At 65.4% G+C, this 24,085-nt stretch carries 25 protein-coding genes, 1 tRNA gene and 5 pseudogenes; 17 read left to right on the forward strand and 14 right to left on the reverse strand.

The features are described 5' to 3' along the window. Window positions 1–9 precede the first annotated feature (9 nt). Window positions 10–225, reverse strand: coding sequence for a hypothetical protein (locus L1080_RS35055; protein ID WP_250774553.1), 216 nt, complete (start codon window positions 223–225; stop codon window positions 10–12). A gap of 25 nt (window positions 226–250) precedes the next feature. On the opposite strand from L1080_RS35055, the gene L1080_RS35060 reads away from it, so the two are divergent. Both L1080_RS35060 and L1080_RS35065 read left to right on the forward strand, forming a co-directional pair. Then, complete coding sequence (locus L1080_RS35060) at window positions 251–595, forward strand: hypothetical protein (RefSeq protein WP_250774555.1); 345 nt, start codon at window positions 251–253, stop codon at window positions 593–595. A gap of 577 nt (window positions 596–1,172) precedes the next feature. After that, on the forward strand, window positions 1,173–2,651 hold the full coding sequence (locus tag L1080_RS35065; RefSeq protein WP_250774556.1) for a plasmid pRiA4b ORF-3 family protein: 1,479 nt from the start codon (window positions 1,173–1,175) through the stop codon (window positions 2,649–2,651). A gap of 76 nt (window positions 2,652–2,727) precedes the next feature. Here L1080_RS35065 and L1080_RS35070 read toward each other — a convergent pair. Next, window positions 2,728–2,859: pseudogene (locus tag L1080_RS35070) on the reverse strand (VapC toxin family PIN domain ribonuclease); the annotation flags it as partial. Window positions 2,860–3,037: 178 nt separating this feature from the next. On the opposite strand from L1080_RS35070, the gene L1080_RS35075 reads away from it, so the two are divergent. Together L1080_RS35075 and L1080_RS35080 are read left to right on the forward strand one after the other, a co-directional pair. Further along, entirely contained in the window at window positions 3,038–3,298 is a 261-nt protein-coding gene (locus L1080_RS35075; protein ID WP_250774558.1) for a ribbon-helix-helix protein, CopG family, read from the forward strand. Continuing rightward, window positions 3,295–3,441: pseudogene (locus L1080_RS35080) on the forward strand (toxin); the annotation flags it as partial. The gene L1080_RS35075 and the pseudogene L1080_RS35080, both read left to right, overlap by 4 nt. Window positions 3,442–3,488: 47 nt before the next feature. On the opposite strand, the gene L1080_RS35085 reads toward L1080_RS35080, so the two are convergent. From L1080_RS35085 to L1080_RS35095, 3 genes and pseudogenes are all read right to left on the reverse strand, one after another. Beyond that, entirely contained in the window at window positions 3,489–3,902 is a 414-nt protein-coding gene (locus L1080_RS35085; protein WP_250774560.1) for a PDDEXK nuclease domain-containing protein, read from the reverse strand. Window positions 3,903–3,939: 37 nt separating this feature from the next. Beyond that, a pseudogene (locus L1080_RS35090) lies at window positions 3,940–4,587 on the reverse strand (PDDEXK nuclease domain-containing protein); the annotation flags it as partial. Window positions 4,588–5,018: 431 nt separating this feature from the next. Then, window positions 5,019–5,291, reverse strand: a pseudogene (locus L1080_RS35095) (phosphatidylserine/phosphatidylglycerophosphate/cardiolipin synthase family protein); the annotation flags it as partial. 131 nt (window positions 5,292–5,422) lie between these two features. On the opposite strand from L1080_RS35095, the gene L1080_RS35100 reads away from it, so the two are divergent. Further along, window positions 5,423–6,136 (forward strand): LppX_LprAFG lipoprotein, encoded by a 714-nt coding sequence (locus L1080_RS35100; protein WP_250774570.1) that lies wholly within the window; start codon window positions 5,423–5,425, stop codon window positions 6,134–6,136. After that, window positions 6,133–7,707, forward strand: a complete 1,575-nt coding sequence (locus L1080_RS35105) for an MFS transporter (RefSeq protein ID WP_250774578.1) — start codon at window positions 6,133–6,135, stop codon at window positions 7,705–7,707. The genes L1080_RS35100 and L1080_RS35105 overlap by 4 nt, the downstream gene beginning before the upstream one ends. Before the next feature lie 67 nt (window positions 7,708–7,774). Here the strand turns inward: L1080_RS35105 and L1080_RS35110 are convergent, their stop codons facing one another. After that, on the reverse strand, window positions 7,775–8,176 hold the full coding sequence (locus tag L1080_RS35110; RefSeq protein WP_250774580.1) for a hypothetical protein: 402 nt from the start codon (window positions 8,174–8,176) through the stop codon (window positions 7,775–7,777). Between the two features lie 45 nt (window positions 8,177–8,221). Here L1080_RS35110 and L1080_RS35115 point away from each other — a divergent pair, with 45 nt between their 5' ends. Together L1080_RS35115 and L1080_RS35120 are read left to right on the forward strand one after the other, a co-directional pair. After that, window positions 8,222–8,473, forward strand: a complete 252-nt coding sequence (locus tag L1080_RS35115) for a type II toxin-antitoxin system Phd/YefM family antitoxin (protein ID WP_005569061.1) — start codon at window positions 8,222–8,224, stop codon at window positions 8,471–8,473. After that, the gene (locus tag L1080_RS35120; protein ID WP_072948949.1) at window positions 8,470–8,730 is read left to right on the forward strand and encodes a Txe/YoeB family addiction module toxin; all 261 of its coding nucleotides are present in this window, start codon (window positions 8,470–8,472) and stop codon (window positions 8,728–8,730) included. Before L1080_RS35115 ends, L1080_RS35120 begins: the two co-directional genes overlap by 4 nt. A 417-nt stretch (window positions 8,731–9,147) precedes the next feature. On the opposite strand, the gene L1080_RS35125 is transcribed toward L1080_RS35120, so the two are convergent. Beyond that, window positions 9,148–11,253: a DEAD/DEAH box helicase gene (locus L1080_RS35125; protein ID WP_250774582.1), complete on the reverse strand. Its 2,106-nt coding sequence runs from the start codon at window positions 11,251–11,253 to the stop codon at window positions 9,148–9,150. A 99-nt stretch (window positions 11,254–11,352) separates the two neighbouring features. Between L1080_RS35125 and L1080_RS35130 the strand changes: the two genes are divergently transcribed. After that, the gene (locus L1080_RS35130; protein ID WP_250774806.1) at window positions 11,353–11,826 is read left to right on the forward strand and encodes a hypothetical protein; all 474 of its coding nucleotides are present in this window, start codon (window positions 11,353–11,355) and stop codon (window positions 11,824–11,826) included. A gap of 120 nt (window positions 11,827–11,946) precedes the next feature. Then, window positions 11,947–13,751, forward strand: a pseudogene (locus L1080_RS35135) (zinc ribbon domain-containing protein). Window positions 13,752–13,880: 129 nt separating this feature from the next. On the opposite strand, the gene L1080_RS35140 reads toward L1080_RS35135, so the two are convergent. Further along, window positions 13,881–13,951, reverse strand: a tRNA-Gly gene (locus L1080_RS35140). A 163-nt stretch (window positions 13,952–14,114) separates the two neighbouring features. Then, entirely contained in the window at window positions 14,115–14,390 is a 276-nt protein-coding gene (locus L1080_RS35145) for a hypothetical protein (RefSeq protein WP_250774584.1), read from the reverse strand. 158 nt (window positions 14,391–14,548) lie between these two features. Here L1080_RS35145 and L1080_RS35150 point away from each other — a divergent pair, with 158 nt between their 5' ends. Further along, on the forward strand, window positions 14,549–15,214 hold the full coding sequence (locus L1080_RS35150) for a hypothetical protein (RefSeq protein WP_250774586.1): 666 nt from the start codon (window positions 14,549–14,551) through the stop codon (window positions 15,212–15,214). Window positions 15,215–15,410: 196 nt separating this feature from the next. Here L1080_RS35150 and L1080_RS35155 read toward each other — a convergent pair whose 3' ends face one another. Then, entirely contained in the window at window positions 15,411–16,472 is a 1,062-nt protein-coding gene (locus tag L1080_RS35155) for an AraC family transcriptional regulator (RefSeq protein WP_250774588.1), read from the reverse strand. A gap of 98 nt (window positions 16,473–16,570) precedes the next feature. On the opposite strand from L1080_RS35155, the gene L1080_RS35160 reads away from it, so the two are divergent. Together L1080_RS35160 and L1080_RS35165 are read left to right on the forward strand one after the other, a co-directional pair. Next, the gene (locus tag L1080_RS35160) at window positions 16,571–17,374 is read left to right on the forward strand and encodes an alpha/beta hydrolase (RefSeq protein WP_250774591.1); all 804 of its coding nucleotides are present in this window, start codon (window positions 16,571–16,573) and stop codon (window positions 17,372–17,374) included. 312 nt (window positions 17,375–17,686) lie between these two features. After that, window positions 17,687–18,325, forward strand: a complete 639-nt coding sequence (locus L1080_RS35165) for a hypothetical protein (protein ID WP_250774593.1) — start codon at window positions 17,687–17,689, stop codon at window positions 18,323–18,325. 90 nt (window positions 18,326–18,415) lie between these two features. Here L1080_RS35165 and L1080_RS35170 read toward each other — a convergent pair whose 3' ends face one another. Continuing rightward, entirely contained in the window at window positions 18,416–18,766 is a 351-nt protein-coding gene (locus L1080_RS35170) for a hypothetical protein (protein WP_250774595.1), read from the reverse strand. Window positions 18,767–18,975: 209 nt separating this feature from the next. On the opposite strand from L1080_RS35170, the gene L1080_RS35175 reads away from it, so the two are divergent. Then, window positions 18,976–19,989 (forward strand): hypothetical protein, encoded by a 1,014-nt coding sequence (locus L1080_RS35175; protein ID WP_250774597.1) that lies wholly within the window; start codon window positions 18,976–18,978, stop codon window positions 19,987–19,989. Window positions 19,990–20,018: 29 nt separating this feature from the next. Here the strand turns inward: L1080_RS35175 and L1080_RS35180 are convergent, their stop codons facing one another. Beyond that, window positions 20,019–20,378 carry a hypothetical protein gene (locus L1080_RS35180; RefSeq protein ID WP_159928792.1) on the reverse strand — a complete coding sequence of 120 codons (360 nt, stop codon included), beginning with the start codon at window positions 20,376–20,378 and terminating at the stop codon, window positions 20,019–20,021. Between the two features lie 226 nt (window positions 20,379–20,604). Here L1080_RS35180 and L1080_RS35185 point away from each other — a divergent pair, with 226 nt between their 5' ends. Both L1080_RS35185 and L1080_RS35190 read left to right on the forward strand, forming a co-directional pair. Then, window positions 20,605–21,054 carry a hypothetical protein gene (locus tag L1080_RS35185; protein WP_250774598.1) on the forward strand — a complete coding sequence of 150 codons (450 nt, stop codon included), beginning with the start codon at window positions 20,605–20,607 and terminating at the stop codon, window positions 21,052–21,054. 183 nt (window positions 21,055–21,237) lie between these two features. After that, the gene (locus L1080_RS35190; protein WP_250774600.1) at window positions 21,238–22,038 is read left to right on the forward strand and encodes a ribbon-helix-helix protein, CopG family; all 801 of its coding nucleotides are present in this window, start codon (window positions 21,238–21,240) and stop codon (window positions 22,036–22,038) included. Between the two features lie 50 nt (window positions 22,039–22,088). On the opposite strand, the gene L1080_RS35195 is transcribed toward L1080_RS35190, so the two are convergent. Continuing rightward, entirely contained in the window at window positions 22,089–22,241 is a 153-nt protein-coding gene (locus L1080_RS35195; protein WP_250774602.1) for a hypothetical protein, read from the reverse strand. A gap of 182 nt (window positions 22,242–22,423) precedes the next feature. Next, window positions 22,424–22,573, reverse strand: a complete 150-nt coding sequence (locus L1080_RS35200) for a hypothetical protein (RefSeq protein WP_250774604.1) — start codon at window positions 22,571–22,573, stop codon at window positions 22,424–22,426. A 64-nt stretch (window positions 22,574–22,637) separates the two neighbouring features. On the opposite strand from L1080_RS35200, the gene L1080_RS35205 reads away from it, so the two are divergent. After that, window positions 22,638–23,963 carry an SAM-dependent methyltransferase gene (locus L1080_RS35205; protein WP_250774606.1) on the forward strand — a complete coding sequence of 442 codons (1,326 nt, stop codon included), beginning with the start codon at window positions 22,638–22,640 and terminating at the stop codon, window positions 23,961–23,963. Window positions 23,964–24,085 lie beyond the last annotated feature (122 nt).

The raw sequence follows: 24,085 nt of genomic DNA on the forward strand, positions 1-24,085 counted from the left end.
CACGGGTGTTCACGATGGGTTGTCGGGGACCGCCCACAGGCCCGCGCCGGATCGCCTGGTGTCGGGGATCAGTGCTCGGAGCCGGGCGGCGTCGTCGCGCAGTGCCTTCTGCAGGTGGGGTCGGACGTCCTCGGCGACGTCTGGTGGTAGTGGACAGCCTTGGTGTACGAGGTCGGCGGTGTTCTCGATGAGCCGGGCCGCTCGCATGAGGAGCGGCTGCGGCACGGCAGACGTTGGGGGTGTCACCGTCGTGGTCTCGGGTCAGGACGCCGAGAGTGGAGATCAGTGCCATCGCTGTTGCAGGCTCGCCGGGGTCCTTGTCGGCGACAGCGAGGGCGGCCGCCTCGACGAGGGCGGCGATCGTGGCACCGAGGGTGGGCAGGGGCATGGCGATGGTGCGGGGCAGTGTGAGCAGGTCGGCGCCGGGTGCCTCTTCCTTGATGTTCAGGGCCATTTCATGGGCGAGGGTGCGCAGGGTGTCGTGGTCGAAATACCGACGGGCGGTGCGTTCGGTGATGTGCATCTGCTGCGCTACGGCAGCGACTCGGTCGGTGAGCAGGTACTCGAGTTGGTCGGTGGGGACGGTCAGACCTAGTCGTGCCAGTTCTCCACCGAGGGTGGACGCGGTCGTGCTCAGCCATGACGATGGTCGCGGCATCGAGGCCTCCTGATCTGAGCGTTCCACCACATCTGGTCTGTCTACCAGTTCGCCCACTGTGGCGGCGGTAGGTGAACGAAACGTGAGGCCTGACCCGGACGGATATGTCCGACGGACCGACTCGAGCCCGAGTTACGGGTGCGCCTTTGAGGTCAACTGATCGGTTGGAGGGGTTTTCGGCATAGTTTGCTGACACGGGGTATCGACGCCCTGGACGTGGTGAATGTGCTGTTCAGGGGAGGATAAGGATCGATTCTCGGCAAATGCCCCGTCACGAAACCGAGGCATGGCTCACTAAATTGGGTGTCCGGCTTGGAGTCTCGGCAAGTTGAGGCAACGCGGGCACGGTGGTGACTTCCAGCGCTGCTGGCGCGTTTCGCCGATGCTCTTAGCGTGGCGGTGATCGGGCGAGGTGGCGGTACCACGGGCGGTCCTGCACGCCGAAGCCCCCGGCGCCCCCGGGTTCGTGTATCTGCTGGGCATGGGGGTCGCTGTCGATGGTTGACTGGTGATCGTGCCGACCTCAGACGATGTACGACGGCTCGCCGAGCAGCTGCTGGCCGAGTTGTCCCCGGAGCAGCAACGGACGTTGTTGGGCGCGATCGGGGCGGATCGTTCGATGGCGTTGGTCGAGAATGTGCTGCGAGTCCCGGAGCCTGTGGTTGGTGATGCGCCGACCCGCATGCGCGGGGTTCGGGTGCGGCTCGACCTGGTCGGTGCCAAGCCGCCGGTGTGGCGGCGGCTCGAGCTGCCCGGCGATCTCACCCTCGACCGGCTGCATGTGGTGATCCAGGCCGTCATGGGGTGGCTCGATGGCCATCTGCACCGGTTCCGGACGGGCAGCGATCCCCGGTCGCCGTACTTCGTCACACCGTTCGACGTCGAGGAGGGCGAGGACGGCGTGCTCGAAGACGGTGTCCGGCTCGATCAGGTGCTGACCGGCACCGGTGACCGGCTCTGGTATCAGTACGACTTCGGGGACGGTTGGGACCACGTGCTCGCGGTGGAGGCGGTCCTCGACGAGCCGCCCGCCGAGGTGCGCTGCACCGGTGGTCGGATGGCCTGCCCGCCCGAGGATTGCGGTGGGATCTGGGGGTACACCGAGCTGGCGGCGTGGGTGCGGGGCGGGTGCGACCCGGCGTCCGTTCCGGCCCCGTTCGAGGACGCCGGCCAGGCCCGCGACTGGCTGCCGCTCGACTGGCACCCCGACCGGTTCGACGTCGACGAGGCCGGCACCGCCCTCGCGGCGGCGGTGGTGGTGGCCGCGCCGGTCGAGGTGGCCGGGGAGCTGGCCGCGCTGTGCGAGCAACTCGAGCGAGGCGGCAACGGGGCGCTCACGCAGGTGCTGGCACGGGCGGCGTCGCACGCCGGGGTCGAGGTGAGCGAGGCGGATGCCGCCCGCCTGATCGAGCCGTACGGCGCATTCCTCGACCTGATCGGCGAGGGGGTGCGGCTGACGAGCGCCGGCTACCTTCCGCCGGTGTTGGTCGAGCAGCTCGCCGAGCGGACCGGCGTGGCGGGGTGGTGGATCGGCAAGGCGAACCGCGAGGACCTTACGTGGCCGATCGCGCAGCTCCGCGACAGCGCGCGTGCGCTGGGCCTGGTGAGTGTGCGGAAGGGTCGGCTGGCGCCGACCGCGCTCGCCCGCCGGTGCCGTGACCAACCATTGCCGTTGTGGCGGCACGTTATGTCCCGATTGCCGGTGGGCAGAACCGAGTTCGACCGTCAGGCGGGCTGGCTGGCACTCGCCGTCGTCGCGGGTGGTAGCCCGGCCGAGGAATGGGCCAGCGAGATCCGAAACCTGCTGCTCGGCCTCGGCTGGCGCGTGGAGGGCAGTCCGGTCCTCGGCGTCGCCGCCGTGGTCAGCCCCACACTCGACGTCCTCGAGCTTCTCTCCGGGAAGACGCACCGCGGCCGGCTCACCGGCACGGATCCCGCCGTTGCCGCCGCCGCCCGGGCCGTGATCGGCACCGGCTACGACGACGCGACCTGACCCGATTTATCCCTCGCCGCAGCCGTACGTCCGCGTCCGCTCGTGGTGGAGACCGGGCGGGCCTTGTCCCGGGCCGCTATGTCACCAGTCGTTCGAGTGGTTGGCCGGTTATCGCCGCGATCAGGTCGCAGTCTGTGTCCAGATGCGGAACGACTCGGTTGCTAATCTCCGCGGTCGCCGCGATGAGCAGATCCGGGATCGGCGGCCCCGCGGGCTGGCGATTGAACCCGCGGGTCCGGGATCAGTCCCGGAACCGGTATCGGGCCCAACCTTGTCCCGGGAATGCCCGCAAGAACGTGAGCGGCAGGTATCACTGGGATCGACCGCCCCGGGGGCCCGGTTGAGGATCGTCGCCCCATACCTATTTTCGTATTACGATAATAGGTATGGCTGAGGAGACGGTCAACGGAGCGCCCGTCACGGACGGGATGATCCAGAAGTGGGCAGACGAGGCCGAGGCCGGTTATGACGTCGACAAGTTGCGCAAACGTGGCCGACCGACCGTGGGGGACGGCCCCGGCGCAGTGGTGCCGGTACGGATGGACGAGGCATTGTTACAGGCATTGAACGCCCGTGCCGAGCAGGAGCATGTTTCTCGCTCCGAGGCGATTCGGGAAGCGGTGCGTGCCTGGACCCAGGTCGCGTGAAGGCGCATAAATCCGCGCTCAAACACGGGATCAGCGAAAACGATGGCATCTACGCGGCACAGCATCGCGTATATACCGCTGGTCTGGACGACGACAACCCCGCGCGCGAGTTCCGGCTGGGTTTCGACCCGAACGGTCGGCTCCAACACTCACCTCAGGGTGTGGTGTGCGATCCGGTAAGCGGAATCCCCTATCGGAGACGAACGTCCGACATCACATACCGGATCCATCGGGTGACGAGTGGTTCCGCTGGGTTTTGTCGATTGCGGGGTGTGGTCGTCGAGCTCGGGGCGACCGCGCGGGTGAGGGCGTCTTCGGCGGGGAGCGCGGCCTGCTCGGCGGGCGAGAGATCGTAGCGGGAGACGGCGATCGGCTGGGTGGTGCCGGCCAGTGCGTACCGGACGACGGACTCGTTCTTGTCCGCCACCAGCAGCATCCCGACCGTGGGCTGGTGCTGTGGCGGCCGTAGCCGGTCCTCGACGAGGGCGACGTAGAAGCCGAGCTGGCCGGCGTCGCGTGGGTCGAATTTCGTGGTCTTGAGTTCGATGACCACGTGCCGGAGTTGCTCGACGTGAAAGAACACGTAAGTCGACGAAGTATTCATCGCCCTCGACATCGAAGTGGACCTGGCGGCCCACGAACGCGAATCCGGGGCCGAGCTCGCGAAGGGTGTCGATGATCCGTTCGACGAGCCGATCCTCGAGTTGTCGCTCGGCGGCGTCCCCGTCGATGGCGAGGAACTCGAGCGTGAACGGATCCTTGGTGATCTGCTGAGCGAGCTCGGAATCGGTGCGCTCGAGCGCGTGCGGGAAGTCGGACGGGGCGGCACCCTCTCGCAGGTGCAGACGGGTCTTGATCTGGTGCGCCAGCACGGGGCGACTCCAGCCATGGGCGATGTCCTTGGCGCTGTACCAGTCGCGTAACTCGGCGTCATCGAGCTTCTCGAGCAACTCGATGACATGTCCCCAGGGCAATTGGCCAACGGGTCGTTGACCGATTGCCTCGGGGTCGGGCCACGCCTCGGCGAACCTGCGCATGTACTTGAGGTTGGCCGGTGAGAAACCCTTCGCTCCGGGAAACTCTGTGCGCAGATCCGCGGAGAGCCGGGAGAGGACCTTGCTGCCCCACGGGGCTGTCTTCTGTCGCTCGATGATCGTCGCCCCGATCTGCCAATAGAGCCTGAGTAGTTCGGTGTTCACTCGGCGCTGGGCGATGTAGCGCGCCTCATGCACGAGCCGTTTGATGCTCTCGAGCGTGGCGGCGTAGTCGGTAGCGACGGGGGAGGACATTGCTCGAGGCGGCGGACCCGGCACGGAGCCATCTACTGCGGGTTTGACGCCGAAACCCTTCCCCCGCAAGGGTGGAGGCGGAGCGAGCGCCAGCAGCAGCTAGTGACCACGGCCGCAGCCCGGCCGGGACGCTCGACGACGAGGATTGCCCGGGCCTTCTGGGCGCCCGTCGTGTGGCTCATGGGTATTAACCCATCCTGGCAGTCACGTCTCGTGGGGGGAGTGGGTGTAGTGGTGGAACCGGTCGACGGCATCGACAGAGACTGCGTTCGGCGGTGAGAGAAAGCAACAGTTACACGCCAGGCATTGTCGGGTACGAGAGTTCCTGGACGAGAACGTTGTCGAGTTCCGTGCAGACAAAGCTCGGCGCATTTCGAAGGGGGCCGGGCGGCTCGGTGGTGGGGCGTAGCTCATTTCGTGTGCGTGCCCGCTCAGAGGTCCCATAGTGCGAGCAGCGCCGTTCGGAGGCTGGGGGAGCGGACGTAGTGATCGGTCCTCAGCCGTGACCCGGGGTGCCCGAGGTCGGTGAGCGCCTTCTCGGCGTCGGTGAGAGGCAGAGGTGGCAGGTCGGTGCGGGTGCGCAGGAAGAACAACACCGCTCCGCCCGACCGCGGAATTCGCATCGGATCGGAGATCACCACGGCGGGCGGATAAATCCACTCGTCGCCGGTGGAGACGAAGACAATCACGTCACCGCGCCGGATGTGCCGCGTGTGTCGAGGCGGAGCGCACCTGCCGTGCCCGGTGACTCGGTGGCCGCCCGGCGTTCCCACAACGACACCGGTTCTGGCCGCAAGCCCGGGCGTTTTCGGAGCCGACGTCCTACGATGCGGGCATGCTCACCCGCCGTATCTTCCTCGGGACCCTCGCGTTCAGCGTGGCGGTAGTCGCCAGCTGCAGCACCGACACCAATCCGGGAGGGAGCGCGAACCTGCCGGACGCGGCCGGGCTGCTCGCCGAGTCGGCGTCCGCCCTCCGCGATATCAAGAGCGCACACTTCACGATGACCGTCAACGGCTCGATTCCGGGCATCAGCGTGCAGACCGCCGAGGGCGATCTGACCAGGGAGGGCGGCCCGGCCGGTGGCGCGAAGGGCACGGTGAAGCTGACCCTGGCCGGCCAGCTGATCGAAGGTGAATTCGTGCTGGTCGACGACTCGCTGTACCTGAGGGGCCCGACCGGCACCTTTCAGCGGTATCCGTCCTCGCTCACCTCCGAGTACTACGACCCGACCGCCATTCTCGACCCGGACCGGGGCTTCGCGAAGGTGCTGACCAGCATCACGGATGCGAAGACCGAGACGAGGGAAAAGGTTGACGGGACACCGGCGTACAAGATCACCGGACGGGCGGACAAGGATGCGGTGGGCAACATCGTTCCCGGGGTCGAGTCCGAGGTGGACATCACGGTGTGGCTTGACGAGGACGGCATGCACCTCCCGATGAGAGCGTTGGTCACGTTCCCGAAGCCGGCCGGCGCAGACGCCCCGACCGTCGACGTGGTGGTGTCCGATCTGGACAAGCCCGTGACGGTGACACCCCCGCCGTGACTGTCGAGCTGATCCCGGGGCGGAGCAGGACCGTCGCCATCGGCGCCGCGGCGCTCGCCGTGCTGCTCGGCGCGCTGGACACCTACGTCGTGGTGAGCATGATCCGGCAGATCATGGACGACCTGCTGATCCCGGTGAACCGACTGGAGCGGGTGACCCCGATCGTCACCGGGTACCTGCTCGGCTACATTGCCGCGATGCCGCTGCTCGGCCAGGCATCGGACCGGTTCGGCCGCAAGCTAGTGCTGCAGAGCTGCCTCGCCGGGTTCCTGGTCGGCTCGGTGGTCACCGCGCTCGCCGACGACCTGCCCATGCTCGTTGCCGGGCGGGTCGTCCAGGGTGTCGCAAGTGGAGCGTTGCTGCCAGTGACCATGGCGCTTGCCGCCGACCTGTGGGCAACCCACAAGCGGTCGAACGTGCTCGGCGCGGTGGGTGCCGTGCAGGAGCTGGGCAGCGTGCTGGGCCCGCTATACGGAGTGGCGATCGCAGGCCTTGCCGTGTGGTCAAGCGCGTTCGGCATCGCCGGCTGGCGCGGCGTGTTCTGGATGAACGTACCGCTCGGCGTGCTCGCCATGATCGCGGTGCAGGTTTCGGTGTCGCGCCGCGATCCGGCGCACGAACCCGTCCGGGTGGACGTGGCCGGGGGGCTGCTGCTCGCGGTCGCCCTTGGGCTGGCCGTCGTCGGCCTGTACAACCCGGACCCGCGCACCGCCGTGCTGCCACCGTGGGGCGGGCCGATGCTGATCGGGGTCGGTGTCGCGACCGTCGCCTTCGTCGGCTGGGAGCTGCGCGCCAAGACCCGGCTGATCGACCCGGTCGACGTGCAGACGGGCGCGTTCCTCGCCGCGCTCGGCGTATCCGGTGCGGCAGGCGTCGCGCTGATGGTGACCCTGGTAGACGTCGACCTGTTCGCCCAGTCGCTGCTCGATCGGGACGACCGGGGAGCAGTCATACTGCTGCTGCGGTTCCTGGCCGCGCTCCCGGTCGGCGCGTTGCTCGGTGGGCTGCTGGCGGCAAGGCTGGGCGACAGGGTGGTCGCGGCGGCCGGCATGCTGCTGGCCGCGGCGGGTTACTTCCGGATGGCCCGGTGGCCGATGGACGTGCTGTCCGTGCCGTACCAGGTCGGGCCGATTGCGGTGCCCCGGCTGGACACCGACCTGGCCATCGCTGGACTAGGTCTCGGCCTGGTGATCGCGCCGCTCTCCGTTGCGGTGCTCCGCGCCGTGCCGCCCAGCCAGCACGGGATCGCCTCTGCCGGTGTGGTGGTCGCGCGGATGACCGGGATGCTCGTCGGGGTTGCCGCGTTATCCGCGTGGGGGCTGCACCGCTTCCACAGCCTGACTGCGAACCTGCAGGTGCCGTTCCCCGTCGGCAAACCTCCCGAGCAGGCGGCGAGGGAGCTGGCCGAGTACACCGGGGCAGTCGACCGTGCTCTGCTTACCGAGTACACCGAGATATTTCTGATCACGTCGGTGGTGTGCGCGGCGGGAGCGCTGCTGGCATTGTTCCTCGGCCGCCACCCAGCCAAGGCTTCGGACTCCGCCGAGAACAGCATCCCCAAGCGGACATGACCCCGTCGAATGGCGACCTGACCGAGTACAAGCACACTCCGTCCTCGCTCCTCACCACAGCCTGGCCTCACGGTCGCCGCGTCCGCGTCTGCGTCCGGACCGAGTCCGGGACCGGAAGACCGACGATGCGGGCGAGTTCCGCATTCGTCGGATTGCGCAGCACTTTCTCGCCGTGCCAGATCACCGGGGGAGTGTCCTCGGGGGCGACGTCCAGGCTGCGCAGCAGCTGCTCCGCCCATTTTTCCCGCTGCGGGTCCTCACTTTCGGATTTTCGATCCGGATGGGCGTCGGCCAGGGATCGCTGTGCAGCCCCGCTCCGGTTGGTGGACGCGCTCGGTCCCGGGTCCGGACGAGTCGCTCGCCGGAGCGGCGTGGGGTCGGCGGCCGGTGAGGGGATGCGGACCATGGGGTGAATTTCGTTCTGGAGCTCGCCCCACGGTGGGTCGTCCCCCTTGGATTGCGGAAGCATGTCGGGTAACGTACAATTTCTTGTACGCAATAACGGAGGTTGCTCATGCGAACCATGACCTACTCGGAGTCTCGCGCGCGGTACGCCGAGGTCCTCAACGCCGTCGTCGATGACCGGGAAGAAATCGTCATCACGCGGGCGGGTCACGAGCCGGTGGTGATGGTTTCGCTCGACGACTATGAGTCGTTGAAGGAAACGGCATACCTGCTCAGGAGTCCGGAGAACGCCCGCCGGCTGTTGGCGTCGATCGATCGGTTGGAGTCCGGCGGGGGAACTGTCCGGGATCTGGCTGAATGAAACTTGTCTGGGACGAGTCCGCGTGGGAGGACTACGTCTGGTGGCAGGCGCAGGATCGGAAGATCGTCAAGCGGATCAACACACTACTCAAGGACGTCGAACGCAACGGGAACGACGGAATCGGCAAGCCCGAGCCCCTCAAGCACGGTTTTCAAGGCTACTGGTCCCGGCGTATCACCGATGAGCACCGGCTGGTCTATAAAATTGTCGATGATCAGATCCGCATTGCTGCCTGCCGTTACCACTACGGACACTGATCGCGCTCACCACGGCGGCTGGGCTTGTCGACAACGACTGCGGAATGGTTCTAGTCCACTGGGCATGACGCTCCGACTGTCCGCGTTTCGGGAGGGCTCGCAGTAGGCAGGATTGGTGGTTGAGGTGTGGCCGACCCGCCGAGTTGGGGACGTCTTGGAGGCTGGGCTGGACGCCCTGACCGACCGCGGCCTGCTGACCCGTAGAACCGATCGGCAGCGTCTGCTGACGATCGGCTTCGACGACCTTCGGGGAATCCTGCACCGCGCATCGCTGCACAGGCCATCACCTCAGCCGGCGAACGGCCTCCCCGCACCGACGCTCTCGCTGCAGTCAGCTGATGCGCATGGACGGCGTGTTTCGGCCGGCGAGGGGCAGGGTGCCCTTGACGGTCGTTTCCACGGTTCTGCCGATCACGATCACCGCGATGACTTGGAGGAGCAATGTGTCACCGGCCGAGGAGGAACCGGCGACGAGCCGCGCCGTCGATCCCGGCGGCGCTCCACTCGCGGGTCCACTTCGCCCAATCCGATGCCGAGTGCGCGCCGGCCAGGATGAGCCCAGGACCACCCGCCGGCCGCGCACGCGTTCACCATCGCCGTCTCTCCGCCCCCCTCGAACCGATCAAGATTGACGGCGGCGAACTCTCTGCCGATCCTCGGTCTGGTTGCGCTCCCGCTCATCGGGTAGCGACCCATCCTTGTGTCGTTACTCGGCGGCCCACACCAAGGTGGACACCCAACTGTGAGCACACCTGTCGATGGCGATCTCGGGGCGTTCGGAAACCTCGCCCGACTGTTCGACGCAGACTGGCTTCCCGAAAGCATCTTCGAGTAGGAATGATGCCTGGACCAGGGACTCCTACAATCGAGAGCGAGCGGATATACATAACCCCCGCAACTGGCTGATGTCACCATGAGCCGATTGATCATGATCCGAGCCGCCTGCTCCTCCACCGTTCCGGCGGCGAACAGGAGTGACCATGAGCAAACCTGCCCGTCGCGATGCGCACGACCCATCGTTTGGCGTGCGGCAATTCCGGAGTAGCGAGGCTGGTGGAAGAACCCGATGCGACGTGCCGATGAGGCGCGGGAACCGTCGACCATCAACTCGGAGGCCTGCAGATTGATCGCAGATGCGGTGTTGAACACCACGACCGGGTTGTGGCCGCGCTGAAATCGAATGCGCTCCGTCTCGAGATCGCCGCCGCCGAAGATACGCGAGACGCCAATGCCCTGCTCCTCCAGGAGGTTGGCTACCGGGTCGGCGGCCGTGGTGACCAATTCGACGGCGACGAGTACCTGGTAGCCGCGTTCGACGTGTGCGGCTACCAACTCGGCGGTCTGCGGGGCTCGCAGCATGCCTGCCTTCTGCCGGAACCGCATCAGAGCGGCACGGCCGCGGGCGGTGTCGTTCCCCTGCCGGGCGATTCTCATCGCGCTCCGGAACTCACTCCAGTCCTGTTGGTACGCAGCCCATTGTGTGGCGGTGAAGTCGAGTGGCAGGCCGTCGATAGGTGGCGCCCCCCAGGGCGCGTCGCGATGCACCATGACGGGCGGGTCGCAGTCGGTCATCCATTTTCGGACGCGGGTGACGGCCTGATGCTGCAGCCGCTGAGAGCCTTTCGCTTGGTCGTTCCAGTCCCATTTGCCCTTGTCCCACCCGGGAGCCAGAGGTAGGCCACGCTCGACCAGTTTCTTACCGAGATCGGCCCACTCGCCCGGCGGGTCATCGTGCAATTGCGCGAAAAGCGAAGACAAGTAGGTGTATTCGCCTGGGTGATGACCCGGCGTCGCCGTCACGGTGATGACGAACGGCGCCTTCTCAGGCGTCGCGGAGAGACGGTTGATGCGCCGCTGGTATTGGGTGCGCTGGGCCGTGAGGTGCCTGAATTGCTGTGCCTCGTCATTGATGATGAGGGAGAAGGAGTACTTCGGTTGGCCGTTGCGTCCGAGTAACTTCTTGAGCTGGTCCGGGGAGATGATCAGCCACCGATACCCACCGTCGCCGAACGCAGCGAGGGCGTCACGCCACGCGGCGATGGTGATCTGGGCCGGCCGGTCCACGGTGATGAGTACGGTGTCGCCGCCCCCTAATTTCAGCGCAGCCTTCGCGCCGATGATTGCGCTGCCGGTCTTGCCTACACCGGGCTCGTCGGCCAACAGGAATCCGCGCTTGCCGTGGTGAAAGGCCGTCGCGATCGCCTTCGCGGCGTCCACCTGTTCGGGCCGCGGTATCTTGTGGAAACCAGTAGCGCCCGGTTGCCGCACGCCGTTGAGGTCCTCTTCGACCCAGCGGCTGTACGAGTACGGTTTCGACGCGTAGACGGTGAGTTCGTCGGGCAATTGAGCGCCGATGTAGGCATACGCTTTGAGCGCTTTGTAGTACTTGGCACCGGGCGCGGATGCCCGATAAGGGACATCGAGGATCCAGATCTGCTCCCCGTGCCCCGGGGTGGGTATCAGCGGCGCGGCGCTGGCTCGTCTGGGCTTGGAGCGTCGCTGGGTGGTCTTCCGTGCGGCCATGAGTGCAGGCTCTCAACAGTTGATGTGACATATGATACTCCCTGATTCTTTCTGCTCTCTCGATTCATGCGAATTGGTGAGGCCGCGGCGTATCTGAACATGTCAGTCGTGGGCGTCCGTAAGGCCGCGTCGGAAGGCCGGTTGCCCTCCCGGCGTACAGGTTCCGGCCAGCGCGTGTTTGATCGCACTGACCTCGATGCCTACCTCGGCCGTCCTCCTGCCCTGGACAAGGCTCCGGTCGATCGGGTGGAAGCGTTGTACTGCCGGGTGTCCGGCTCGACGGGGCGGGAGTCCTCGCTCGCCGATCAGGAGTCGATGTTGCGCGAGAGCGCTTCCGGGGTCGTGTACCGGGTGTACAAGGGATCGCGGTTCTGGTGTGAGGGAAATGCGGGCCGGTGTGGACCGGATGCTCGACGACGCCGCCGAAGGCGACTTCACGGTGGTGCGGGTGGTGTGGCGGGGATCGGTTGGCCCGGTTCGGAGTCGCCTGGATCGAAAGGTATCTGTCGGTGGTCGGGGTTACGGTCGAGGTCCTGCGGGAGCATGGCGACAAGTCGTTGGTGGAGGAGTTGATGGGTGACTTCTTGGGGTTGCTCGCGTCGTTGTCGGGCCGGTTCTACCGGCTGCGGTCGAAACAGAATCAACGCCGACTTCTCGGGCGATGCGGCAGCGAGGTTGGAGGAGGGATAGCCGATGACTGTTGCCGGATTCACTGTGCCTCGTCAGTTTTCGTTCACCACCCGCCCGTACGCGGCGGTCGACGACGCTACCGGCGCCCCGATCGGGCTCGATACCATCGATCTTCGCGTGCGGTGGCTGCTCGACTTGATCGGCGCCGCGCAATCGGAGTTGGTGTCGAGGTTGTGGCAACCAGCCTCCTTCGATGCCCTCGCCGCCGGACGCGATGGTCAAGGCCGGAAGCTCCCGGCACAGGGGCATGTCGCTGCGGCGCGTCTGGGCTGGAACCCGTCCTACCCCACCGGTGTGTACGTGCCCTCGCGGGTGACCCGGGTGGTCACCTCCCAGGCGGTCGGCACGCTACGCACCTTGGCGTACCGGGACAACGCCATCGGTTCGCTGTCGGCCAGGTTCGACCCGGCTACCGGCCGACTGGCGCCGCCGACTGCTGCCGGTGAGTGGGTGCCGGCCGGCTTCGCGCGCGGCGTGGCACGGCAACTCGCAGCCCGCTCCCGCCGGCCGGGGATGCGAGCCATGAACGGTTGCGGATCACTGATGTGCAGGGACCGCCGCGGACGTCGGTGATGGCGAGGCTTTCCGCTGCCGATCATCAACTCTCGCAGATCACCGTCGCAGACGGTGTGATGGTGTTGACGCTGAAACTTCCTACGCATGAGGACCCGACAGGTCGGGCGCAGTGGCGGCGGGTCCGCCTGATCGCCGCGATCCCACCACACCTGCACACCAGAGCAATTACCGACTGGCATCTGCCGACCCTCGTCCTCGACCACCGAGGCCTGCTGCTGCGCTGCGCGGCAACCGAGCACGTGCCCGCCGCTGATCTGAACGCGGCAACAACCGCCGTGGGGGTGGATTGGTCACCGGCCACCCTCGGAGCAGCCGCGATCGTCACCGAACGCCCCGACGGGTTGGTCTCGGACTACCGGGGCTTCACCTATGACGACCGGGGCCTGGGGATCAAGCTGGCCCGGCTGCAAGCGGAAGGTCAACACCTGCATCGTAAAGCCGCACGTTTGACGCGGCTTGCCGCGACGGCACCACCCGAGGTGCGCGCCAACCTGGAAGGCAAGATCGCGGTCCTCGACGCCCACCGCGCCGCGGTCGGTGTCAAACGGGGCAAGATCAACCGGGAACTAGCCTTCCACTTCGGCCGGGAAGTGACCGACTACGCCGCCGCGGCCGGTGCGGCAGTGATCGGGGTGGAAGACCTCAGCACCCTCGAAACCCGAGGACACGGCCGGGTGAACAACAACCGGGCCGCGCAGTCCGCACGCCGCAAAGCCGTCGACGCTCTCGCACACACCGCCGCGGGGGTTGGTGTGGCGGTGGTGTCCGTGCCGGCCCGCGGCACCTCGGCGCTGTGCCCGGGCTGCAACGACAAGCTATCCCGCCCGGGAGGCTATCACCGGGCATGGTGCGCACGGTGCAAGGTCGGCGGCAATCGTGACCACGTGGCAGCGGTGAACCTCGCCAAACGTGCACTACTCGGACGCCGCACAGCAATCCGCAAACGCGGCCAGCACCCGCAGATCCGGGTTACCGAGCATGCACCGGTCCGGCAGTGCCGTGACAAGAAGAGTCCCACCCCGAGCCGGCCGCGTCATCGTCGGGTCCGCCGCAGTGTTCCCACCGCGACACTACCGGTGGGGGTGAATCACATAAGAATCGTTCCTGCACCTCGAGCGTCGGTGTGGGACACGGTCAAACCCGCAGCACCGCACGGTGTTACGGGTATCCGTGACGTACCTACATCTCCGACATCGGCCACGTCAGTGGCAGATAGTATGAGATTTAAGTAGACGCTATTCCAAGACGAATGACCATCCTCGGCGGGGCCCGTCCGTCCATCGCCCGCCGCGACAGCACGCGATTTCTCGGCGTCAGCCACCGGGGAGGGATGGAGTGGAGGGAGGGAATGGAATGGAGGGAGCCGATGACCGGAATCGAACCCGCGTATTCAGTTTGGGAAGCTGATGTTCTGCCATTGAACTACATCGGCGCGCACGACATTGGGCGCGCGTAGGCTTCCCAACACCCTGCGACGGAAGCATTTGTCGCCCACTGACGCGCAGGGATCGCGAAGAGGATCCAGCGGATCAACGCCCGCACCGGGGGACGCCCGACTCGCCCGCAGCGGTGTAACGGGTGGCCTGATCCTGCTGTCACGCCGCCGCTGCGCCGCCGCGAGGAGAGCGCGGGCAGCGGGAGAGCCGAGGCGCAACCGTTATAGGGAGGATCAGTGGCTCCATGGCGCAGGCAACCACACCCAGCTCACCGGCATTATCGACGGCCGCCCTAGTCAACCAGGCCATTCCGGGCGCGTAGCGGACGCAACACCATTGCAACGTCGTCGAGTGCACGTCGTCGAGTGCAACGTCGTCGAGCATCCGCATTGCAGCTGGGCGGACGCCGCGTTGCATGCCATGCGGATGACTCATTCAGTTCACTCGAGAAAAGGTGGAGGGGCACATCCCGTCACTCGATCCGAAAGTGGGCAAGTAGATCCGGTGGCGAGATACACGCCGGTCAGGGTTGGGATAATGGCACAAGGCGTCGCCAGAGGCAGTGTGGAGGGCTCGCGTAGTAGCCTGCGCGAATGCATGACTCTTTCACGTCATCCCCAGCTCAGTCGCGCCGCGACCTCGTCATGTCACTGGGGCTGGGTCTCGTCGTTTTCGGCGCGGAGGCCCGGAGCCTCACCGCTGACGGAAACCTCACGGGCGACCAAGTTCGCCGACTCCTACTTGCTGGATTAGTTGGAGCAATCGGTGGTGAACTCGTTGCGAGTGTCACGTATCTCGCAGCGGGGCGTTGGGCTTACGCCAGTGCTGCCCTTGTTCGCCAGCTGGTCGAGATTGAGTACCTCGCTTGGGCGGTGACCAATGATCCAGACGATGCGTGGGAGTGGTTCAAGTCGGACAAAAGAATCCGCCTACAGCGATGGCAGCCGGGCAAGATCCGCCAGCGTTCGGAGGGACGATTTCCGAATAAGGACTATCACGATCACTGTGAAATTGGCGGCCACCCCGTTCCGGAACCTGCGATGAGTGTCCTAGGCCATCGGGACAAGTGGGTTGAGGTCACCCTCTACGAAACCGCGCTGCACGGGGCAGCTACTTGGCACTATTTGCTGCGTGCGCTTGAGGGTATCGATCCGATCTCAGAAGTGGAGCGCCACTACCAACTCGTCGACCGAGCGTACGAGGTATGGCAAAGAACGGAAACCATGGACAAGGGACTGCGAAGCGAAAACGACGAGTAGTGATCTAGTACGGAGAGCGTTATCGAGCACCTCGTACATGGATTCCGCCGGCCGCCCGGTGACCGATCCGCAAGTGGACGCAGCAATGATGCCAGGCCGGGGCGCCGGCAGCGTGTTCGACGGCGTCGGAGCGGCCGATTTCTGGGGCGAAGCTGTTTGTTGCGGACCAACTTGTGTGCGAGCTTGTGACACGGCTTCAGCTGGGCACAGTGATGCTCTCGAGTTCGGGGGTCCGTGCAGCCGATCGTGCGGCTTGGGCGCGCATCTGTGTGGCGGTGGTGCCGAACCATTGGCGGACTTTCCTGCTCATGGCGGACTGTTCGGAGAATCCGAGCGCATAGCTGACTTGGCTGAACGGCAGGTTCGACTCGGTGAGCAGTCGCAGGGTCGCTGTGCGGTGGACCTCGTCGCGGATCTGTTCGAAGGTGGTGCCTTCGTCGTGAAGTCGCCGCTGCAGGGTTCTGGGGTGAATGTTGAGCAGATCGGCGATTTCCGACTTGGTGCCTCGGGTGGCGCCGATCGTGCTGCCGAGAGTGTTTCGGACGCGGGTGGCGGCGCTCGTGTCCTGGTGTGGAAGTCGGGCTGCGATGTATGCGAGTGCGGCCCGTCTGATGGCCGGGCGAGCGTGATGCAGCTTGACAGCGAAGACGTTCGGGTCGAGGTGGAGGGCGCCTTTTGGTTGTCCGAACGCGACGGGGGTACCGAAGATGGACCGGTATGCCCGTGGCGAGGCCGCCGGGGTGTGCGGCAACGACACGCTGAGCGGTGTGATCGGGAGGCCGGTCACACCGCGCGCCAGGGTGAGGAGCGAGGCGAGGCATCCATCGATGATCTGCCGGTAGGGCACACCGGGATCGACCTCTACGTCGAACCGCAGCGTGACCCAGTTGTGCGGGTTCGGCGCGGTGGAGGGTTCGAGGACGAGCTGGTAGCTGGGGCTGTGCACGAACAGGTACCGCGACGAGTCCAGCAGTGCGGCACCAGCTGTATTGGAACCCTGTATGACGACGGCGAGAAGTCCCAGCATCTGTGGGTTTTGCGTTGCCCCGAGGCGGAGCCCGAAGTCCGGCCTGTCGCAGACGCGGGCGGCATCGTCTAGCAGGTGGGCTACGGCGTTGAGCGAGACCATGGATTCGGGGTCCTCGATCTCCTTGCCGGCGAGTCCGTGCTGGCGGCGAAGCCGAGCGGGGTCGGCTCCCCAGCGGCGAACGAGGTCGTCGAAGCCTTGAAGGGCTCCGGCTCGGACTATGAAGGTCACCTGTTCAGGCTCGGGATGGTGTCTCGATATGTCAAGTGTTTGGGTCGGGTCGGTCGCACTCTGGAGAGCGACACATGCCAACTTGCGCAGGAGGATCCATGGCACAGCAGGACGTTCTTCTCATTCACGGCACTTGGGGGCATGGCGCGGAGTGGGATGACTTCGTTGCCGAGCTCGAGACACGTGGGTACCGGGTACATGCCCCGAGCTGGCTCGGGCACGGTCATCCCAAGGAAATCGATATCTGGGGCACGGCGGAGGAGGTGACCAAGCTCGGTTTGCTCGACTATGTGAACGCCCTGTGTGAACTGGCGGGGACCATGGACACGCCGCCGGTGATCTTTGGGCACTCCGTCGGCGGACTGCTGGCGCAGCTGGTTGCGGCTCGGGTACCGCATCGGGGCATCGTCCTCCTGGCGCCTGCCCCGGCAGCCGGCATCTTTGCCCTGTATCCCTCCCAGGTTCTGCTGTGGGGAGGGTTCCTTCCCCGTTGGGTCCTGGGGCGGCCGATGTATCCGGTCAAGAAGGCGACCTGGGACAAATACGTGTGCAACGCCATGCCGCAGGAGTTGTCCGACGAGTTCTACGGCAACCTGTGCGCCGAGTCCGGCCGAGCCTACCGGGAGATGGTGTTCTGGATGTTCGACCGAAAGCGGGCTTCCAGGGTCGACTTCGACAAGATCACCGGCGACGTGCTTGTGGTCGCGGGCAGCGAAGACAAGTGTTGCGTCCCGACCATGGTAAAGGCCACCGCGAAGCGATACCGCGGGCGCGCGGACTACGTTGTACTGCCCGGCTCGGATCACCTGATGATTGGTGGTCCCTTCATGCCGGCAGTCCTGGCGGAGTTCGAGAGGTGGGCCGACATGAAGGGCATCAGCAGCCAGTCGGTTGGTGCCTGAGCCGATGAGCGAGACTGTGGACGCTGTAGGGGTGGGTCCGGACTCTCGGGAACATGTCCGGTGCACTTATCTACAGTCATACGGACTTGGACGCCGCAACTCCGACGCCGAACCATCTACCGACTTTTTGGCTGAGACCGCACCGCCTCCTATCGCGTGAGATTGCCGCCACATATCTCCGCGAATCGTAGGTCGGCAGAACAGAATTTTCGGTTCGGGTGTCGCGTTTGACGATCGTCATCCGGTGCCGATAGGCGTTCGGCTTTCGGGTTCCGCTCGCTGGCCACCAGCGGTCTTGGACATACTGAGGTCATGACGAGCCGAGGAGTGGTCCGCAGTTGGGACGTGCGGGGTATGCAGGGCGTGATCGACTCCGCAGACACCCCCGGCGGTAGCTGGACTCCATGGATATCCGTAGCGGTTCCTGGATTCCCCGGTTTGGCTGAAGGTCAGGAAGTCGAGTTCGAGTGGCATCAACTCGACGAGTCCGCAGACGGTTACGACTTTCATACGGTGCGCGCATGGCCAGTCGGCACCGAGCCCTACACGCGGCCGGGGCCGTTCAGCTCGAGGGCTTGGCATATCGATTCCGACGGCAGTGCCCACGAGATTACCGACCTCGACGACACGATCCCGCCCCGGATCGGCACCCCAGCGAGCGGCGTCGTCACCACGTGGAATGACGACGAAGGCTGGGGAGTCATCGACTCTGCGGACACACCGGGCGGTTGTTGGACCTTCTACAGCGCCCTACACCCCGACGAAGTCATCAATGCCCAGCCGGGCGACAGTTTCAGCATCGGCGGAGGAATCCGTGGTCTCGACGTCGGCGAGCAGGTCGACTTCGAATGGGAGTCGGTCATCGATCAGGATGGATACAAATTTCGTGCGATCAAGGTCAGGCCGCGGCGGGAGATCCCACCTTGGCGCGTCGAACGAATCGGTAGGTAGCGCTCGGAGTTGCCAAGGATCGGTGTTCGGTCGGCGATGCTCGACCGGTCATCGCTTCGCCGACCCTTCGGACGCGGAGGCACAGGCGGATTAGATCGGCACAATCGCTTCGTCGAGAGCATGAGCCGGTGGGATCTCCAAGACGACGCGTGTGCGGTCGAGGCCGATTGCTGGCCAGCGGTACTCGATCTCGAGGAAGGTGCCTGTCGGGCGCCCGTTGTTGACATAGGAGAACTCGCGGACGTAGTGCCCTTCCATCGTGTGTGGATTCTGGCTCGATCGCTCTGTATGGATGTTCAGCTCGGGCGAGACCACCCATGTACTGAACCCGTCCTCGGGTTTTGCAGCCGAAAGCCGGCCGGTCCCGTAAGTGGCTCGGAACTGGCGGGCGAGTTCGGCAGACTTCGATCCCGTAGCGGAGACGGCCAGCGTCATATCCATGACGTTTCGATACGCGATGAGGTATCGGATTCCCACGCGGTAGCCGTTCGAGTCGGATAGCAGGAGGGGCCCGTGCGCGATTGCACCCAGTTCCGGGGAGACGGGGTCGTCGATACAGCTGAACTGCGAATCGTTCGAGTATGAACGGGCAGAACTTCACAGCGGGTAACTGCGTGCGACGGACAGCGCGGGTTCGGTAGCGTTCATTGATGGGCCTGGTCACTCTCGTTCTCGCGTCACCACGCGGGCGATTTTTCTGCGCGAACGTCGCGTACATGTGCGGTGCGGACGAGCGAGCCGCCCGTCCACGAACGCTTGCGGACGTGCTCGAGGTGATCGAGTCAGTCGATGTTCGAGCCGTGTCGGGGCTGTCCGAACTGGACTTACTCAATGCTCTCGCGTTCGCGACGGACTGTGCACGGTACTGGCAGCCGCCGGACGAGGAGGATGTCATGTTCGCCACGCCGGACACGGTGGCGGCTTTACGTCCGGTCGCTGCCGCCGTTCTGGAATCCCCGCTCACCCGGTGGTGGGCGGAGCCGGTCGACCTCGACAACCAGCGGATGATCGTCCGACTGCCTTCGAACGAGGAGTGGCCGGAATCGACGCTGCCGTACCGCAGTACTGCTGTTGGTCTCGATCAACGGCGTGACCACGTCTCGATGGAAGCACGGTTTCGCACTTGGCGCGCGGAACGTCCGGACAACGCCATCAGTGGTGAATGGTGGTCGACACCGTTGCCCAGTGCCGCGTTGGAAACCAGCCGGGCACGGGATGATGTGGGCGCACTGGAATTGCTCCTGGAGGAGGACTCGTTCGGCGGGGATCAAGCGAGAGTCTGGCCGGTCTCTGTCCGCGGCACACCCCGGGTATACGAGATCACGAATCCGACGGACTGGGCGCGTTTGGTCGACGCGTATCCCTTGGCCGTCCGCGAGTCCAAGCGCTCCGATTGGTTCCACACCACTGGTGAGTATCACGACTGGTTCATTCCTGACTGGGCTGCGGTGGCCGACGACTACGACGCCGTGCACCTCACTTTGCACGGCTACCTGACCACACCCGGTCTCGCAATCCCATTGGCAGGCAACAAGGGTGCAACTGTGCTGGCCGGGTGGAATCCGGACGCGACGTGGTGGCTGAACAACGACGTCGCGCACGTCGACGACGAGCCAGCCTTGTGGCGATGGTGCGACGACGACGAACACTGGGTACGAGTCTGAGCCCCGGAGAAGGATCCTTGACCGGGTGACTACTGACCGAACGTGAAGCGCAGGTTCGCGTTGATGAGTTCGTTCATTCGCTTTCGCATGCGGACGATCGTTTCCCCGTCCGGCACCGGTTCGTCGACGATCAACGTCCAGGACAGAGTAGTGGCGCCGTGTGGTGGGCCAACGATGTCGAATCGGATCCGTGCATCCGGTCGCCACGGCCAGATCGATGTCCATACGACGAGGTTCGGATCGGTAGCTTCTGCGATCGTCGGACGTTGTTCATCGTTGTGCAGGATCAGCCACGGACGAATCGGGTCACGGTCAGGGTCGGTGAGGGCTTCGTAGACGATGCGAGGCGGCGGCGGTTGGGTCCGGCGCCGACTGCCGATTTCGGGCACACCGAACCATATCGTTGCCTCTCGCTTTCCGCTTGCCGATCCCTATCCAACCAGCGGGCTGGTATCGCAGAGCTGGATGGTGCGCACGACACCCCGCTTCGTCACCGAGGTAACAGCGTCGAGACCGGCCTGGCGTGCAATCAGGCTAATGACACGGGCGGGCAGCTCGGACGCGCGAAGATGACGTTATGCCGACCCGGGACTTGTGGAATCAGGACAGTTTGGTGTGGCACTTCGGCTTGTTCGACGGAGGCCGGCGATCGGATCCGATCACGACGTCGAGGCGCCGCAGGTATGGGTGCGTGCACTCGAAGCCGTCGCCCGCGATCTGCGGTGCCTGCGGTACGGGCGCGACGTGCGGTTGGGCGGATTGGTGTGGGATCTTGCTGTTAACGGCAACTACGCCGTCACCATCGGCTGGCAGGGCGTACATGGCATCAGTGGGTTCAGCCGCTGCGACGGCTTGTCGATGGATACTCCGTTCACTGAGGCCGCGGTCTGGGTGGCAGACACCGTTCAGTCAGACCTCGCTGGCTACGACTTCGTGCAGTGGCCCTCACAGGGACAACGCATGCTGCAGCCGCGCAAGCGCGACGATGGTCCGGTGTGGATCGATACCCATACCGATGCCACGGTTGCCGCCATTGGCGAGCTATGTCAGTACATCGAGCGGTAGGGCAAGACCCTGGTCCGTGAGTCTCTGACGGATCCATAATCGGAGCTGCACTATGCTTCTGCCAAACCATGTGTGTTGCGACGACCGCTGGAATCCGCCCCCCGGATGCCGGGGCCGACTATTGCGCACCGGCGGACGAGAAAAGATCGAGGGATGACGGAGTCGAGGCCAGGTCGGATCCCGGTGGGTGATCCCATCGCGCTGCGCTTCGACCCGGAGATCAAACACCGACTCGACGAGATGGCCGAGGGCATCGGCCCTCGCCGGTTCGGGGCGCTGATCCGCGTCGCCTGCCGACGACTGGTCACCCAGCCCAAAGCCGTCCGCAACCGTCTCGAGGAGGCGCGGCGACTCTCGGCAGTCCGGCGGGCGATCCCGCTGGTCATGCTCACGCTCAAGCTGGAACCGGACACCGCGCAGAAGTTCACGGCGCTGGCCGCCGAGTACGACACCACGGTCAGCGCCCTCATGCGGATTGCCCTGCACCGATTCCTGGAAACCCCCGGCCGCTACAAACATCCGATGCTCCGCGAGGCGGAGCGAACCGGACTGTCCGACAAGGTCGAAGTGATGGTCAACCCATCAGCCAAGCAACAAATCTGGCGCCTCGCCAGCCGGCACGGGGACAAGCTCAGCACCGCTCTTCTTCGGGTTGCCCTTCGGCGCCTACTCGACACGCCGGGTGATCTCACCGCAGACCTGGAGCACATCGCACCGTTGCGCGATCTTCGGCCCGAAATCTTCTCCGCCAGGGTAAATGTGCACTTCGACGCCCCACTGCGGGACAAGCTCGACGCGCTGGCCGCACAAGTTGGGTCCGATCGTGCCGAGTTGATGCGTCTGGCCGCGCAGCGTCTGCTCGAGGCCCCCGGAATGATCGAACAGGCGGTGAACCGCGAGATCTTCCGCAGCGAGAAGAACAGAGCGCATCTCATGGCCCGCCACGCCCGCCGCCAGGCGCGGCGCCGCACACAGCCGGACTGATCCGCCGGATCCCTCCGCACCCATGAGAACTGATCGAGTGCAGCTGTGGGTCAGTGTGTGGGCGGGGGTTGCGTGTCGATGTACCCGCCTCCGGCGGTTACCAGGCCACCTGCAGTGTCCTCCGAATCGAGCGGCCTGCGCTCCCCTGGAAGAGCCGCGGTTATCTGCGCGACCTGCTCGCGGGCGACCAGCTCGGCGATCATCGCGGGGGTCCCCCATCTGGCGCAGATGACTGCGGACCCCAGATCAGGGTGAGAGCTTTCGACGCAGCACATTGAACCATTTTCGGTACCGGCGGCCGCTCCGGCTCACTGCTGAACCGAACGCGGTCTGAGCACGACCGATACTCCGGAATGCCGGGCACGCCTGAACACGCATTACCCGGTCACACGATCGGTGAGAATTCGGTCCATTCTGAGGTGGCCGCGCGGACGGCGGATTTGGTGTGATGATCTGCGGTGATGGGGGTTCCACCGATATCGTCGACGAGGTGCGTTTGCGGGAAGTTGGTGCGGTTGACAGGGCTGCGCGTCACGGCGAGCGACGTGAACTGAGCAGCCGCGGTGGTGGTCGGACCCAAACTTTCGTTGGAGGTGTGTATGACGGTCGCTGACACGGTGGCGCCGCTGGTTCGCGCGGTGCTGGGGGCGCAGGTCCCGCTAGGGATCAGGTGTTGGGACGGTAGTCGCAGTGGGCCTTCGGACGCGCCGTGGCAGGTGCACATCGTCAATCGGCGTGGTTTGCGGCGGTTGCTGTGGGCGCCGAACGACCTCGGTTTCGCTCGGGCCTACGTGTCCGGCGACATCGACGTCGAGGGAGACCTTCTCGCCGGATTGGACGTGTTGGAGCAGGTGTCGGATCCGAGTCGGGGACCGGGTGTGCGGATCGACAGGCAAACGAAGAAGGCACTGGTGACAGCGGCGCTGCGCCTGGGGATCATCGGCCTGCCACCGAAGCCGCCGGCGGAGGAGATGAAACTGGCGCGTGGCGGGCGCCGGCACGAGAAGGGTCGTGACGCTGCCGCGATCAGTCATCACTACGACGTCGGCAACGACTTCTATCGACTGGTGCTCGGTGAGTCGATGACCTACTCGTGTGCGTACTGGGCGGAGCAGGGTGAGGATTTGGGTGCGGCCCAGTACGCCAAATGTGATCTGGTGGCGCGCAAGCTCGGCCTGACCGCGGGGATGCGGGTACACGACGTCGGCTGTGGGCGGGGGACCTTTGCACTACATGCGGCACGTCACTACGGTGTGCACGTCGTCGGTGTCACTCTGTCCCAGGAGCAGGCGGACTATGCCAGCAAACGGATGGTCGACGAGGGCGTGGGAGAGTTGGTGGAGATTCGAGTTCAGGACTATCGCGACGTCACAGACGGCCCCTACGATGCGATCTCGAGCATCGGGATGGCCGAGCATGTCGGCGCCGCGATGCTCGCGACCTACGCCGCGGACCTGTTCGCGCTGCTGCGCCCTCGGGGGCGGTTGCTCAACCACGCGATCTCGCGGCGACCATGCAAACCTGCTGCCAAGTTTTCGAAGACGTCGTTCATCGATCGTTATGTGTTCCCCGACGGAGAAATCGAACCGATGGCGACGATGATCGAGGCGCTCGAGGGGGCCGGTTTCGAGGTGCGTGACGTCGAGGCGCTGCGCGAGCATTACGCGCTGACCCTGCGGGCCTGGGTGGGGAACCTGGAGGCGAAGTGGGACGAGGTGGTGGCCTGTAGCAGCGCCGGACGGGCACGAGTGTGGCGGCTGTACATGGCCGGCGCGGCGTTGGCTTTTGCGGCGAATCGGCTCGGGGTCAACCAGGTTTTGGCAGTCAAATGCGCCGAACGGGGGCAGAGCGGCATGCCCGGTACTCGTGCCGAACTTTTGCGGCCTTCCGCACCGATACCGTCGCCGCCGGGACTCGAACTGTGACAGCCGTTGGGGAGCACATCTTCGACCGATGATGGTCGGCGGTCGTATTGTTCGGTATCAGACGGGACTTGCCGGTTCCTTCGGCCGAGCAGCCGAAACGAACGTCGGTGGGCTGAATAACT

The organism is Rhodococcus sp. MSC1_016, from assembly GCF_023667485.2.
Lineage (GTDB): Bacteria > Actinomycetota > Actinomycetes > Mycobacteriales > Mycobacteriaceae > Rhodococcus_F > Rhodococcus_F oxybenzonivorans.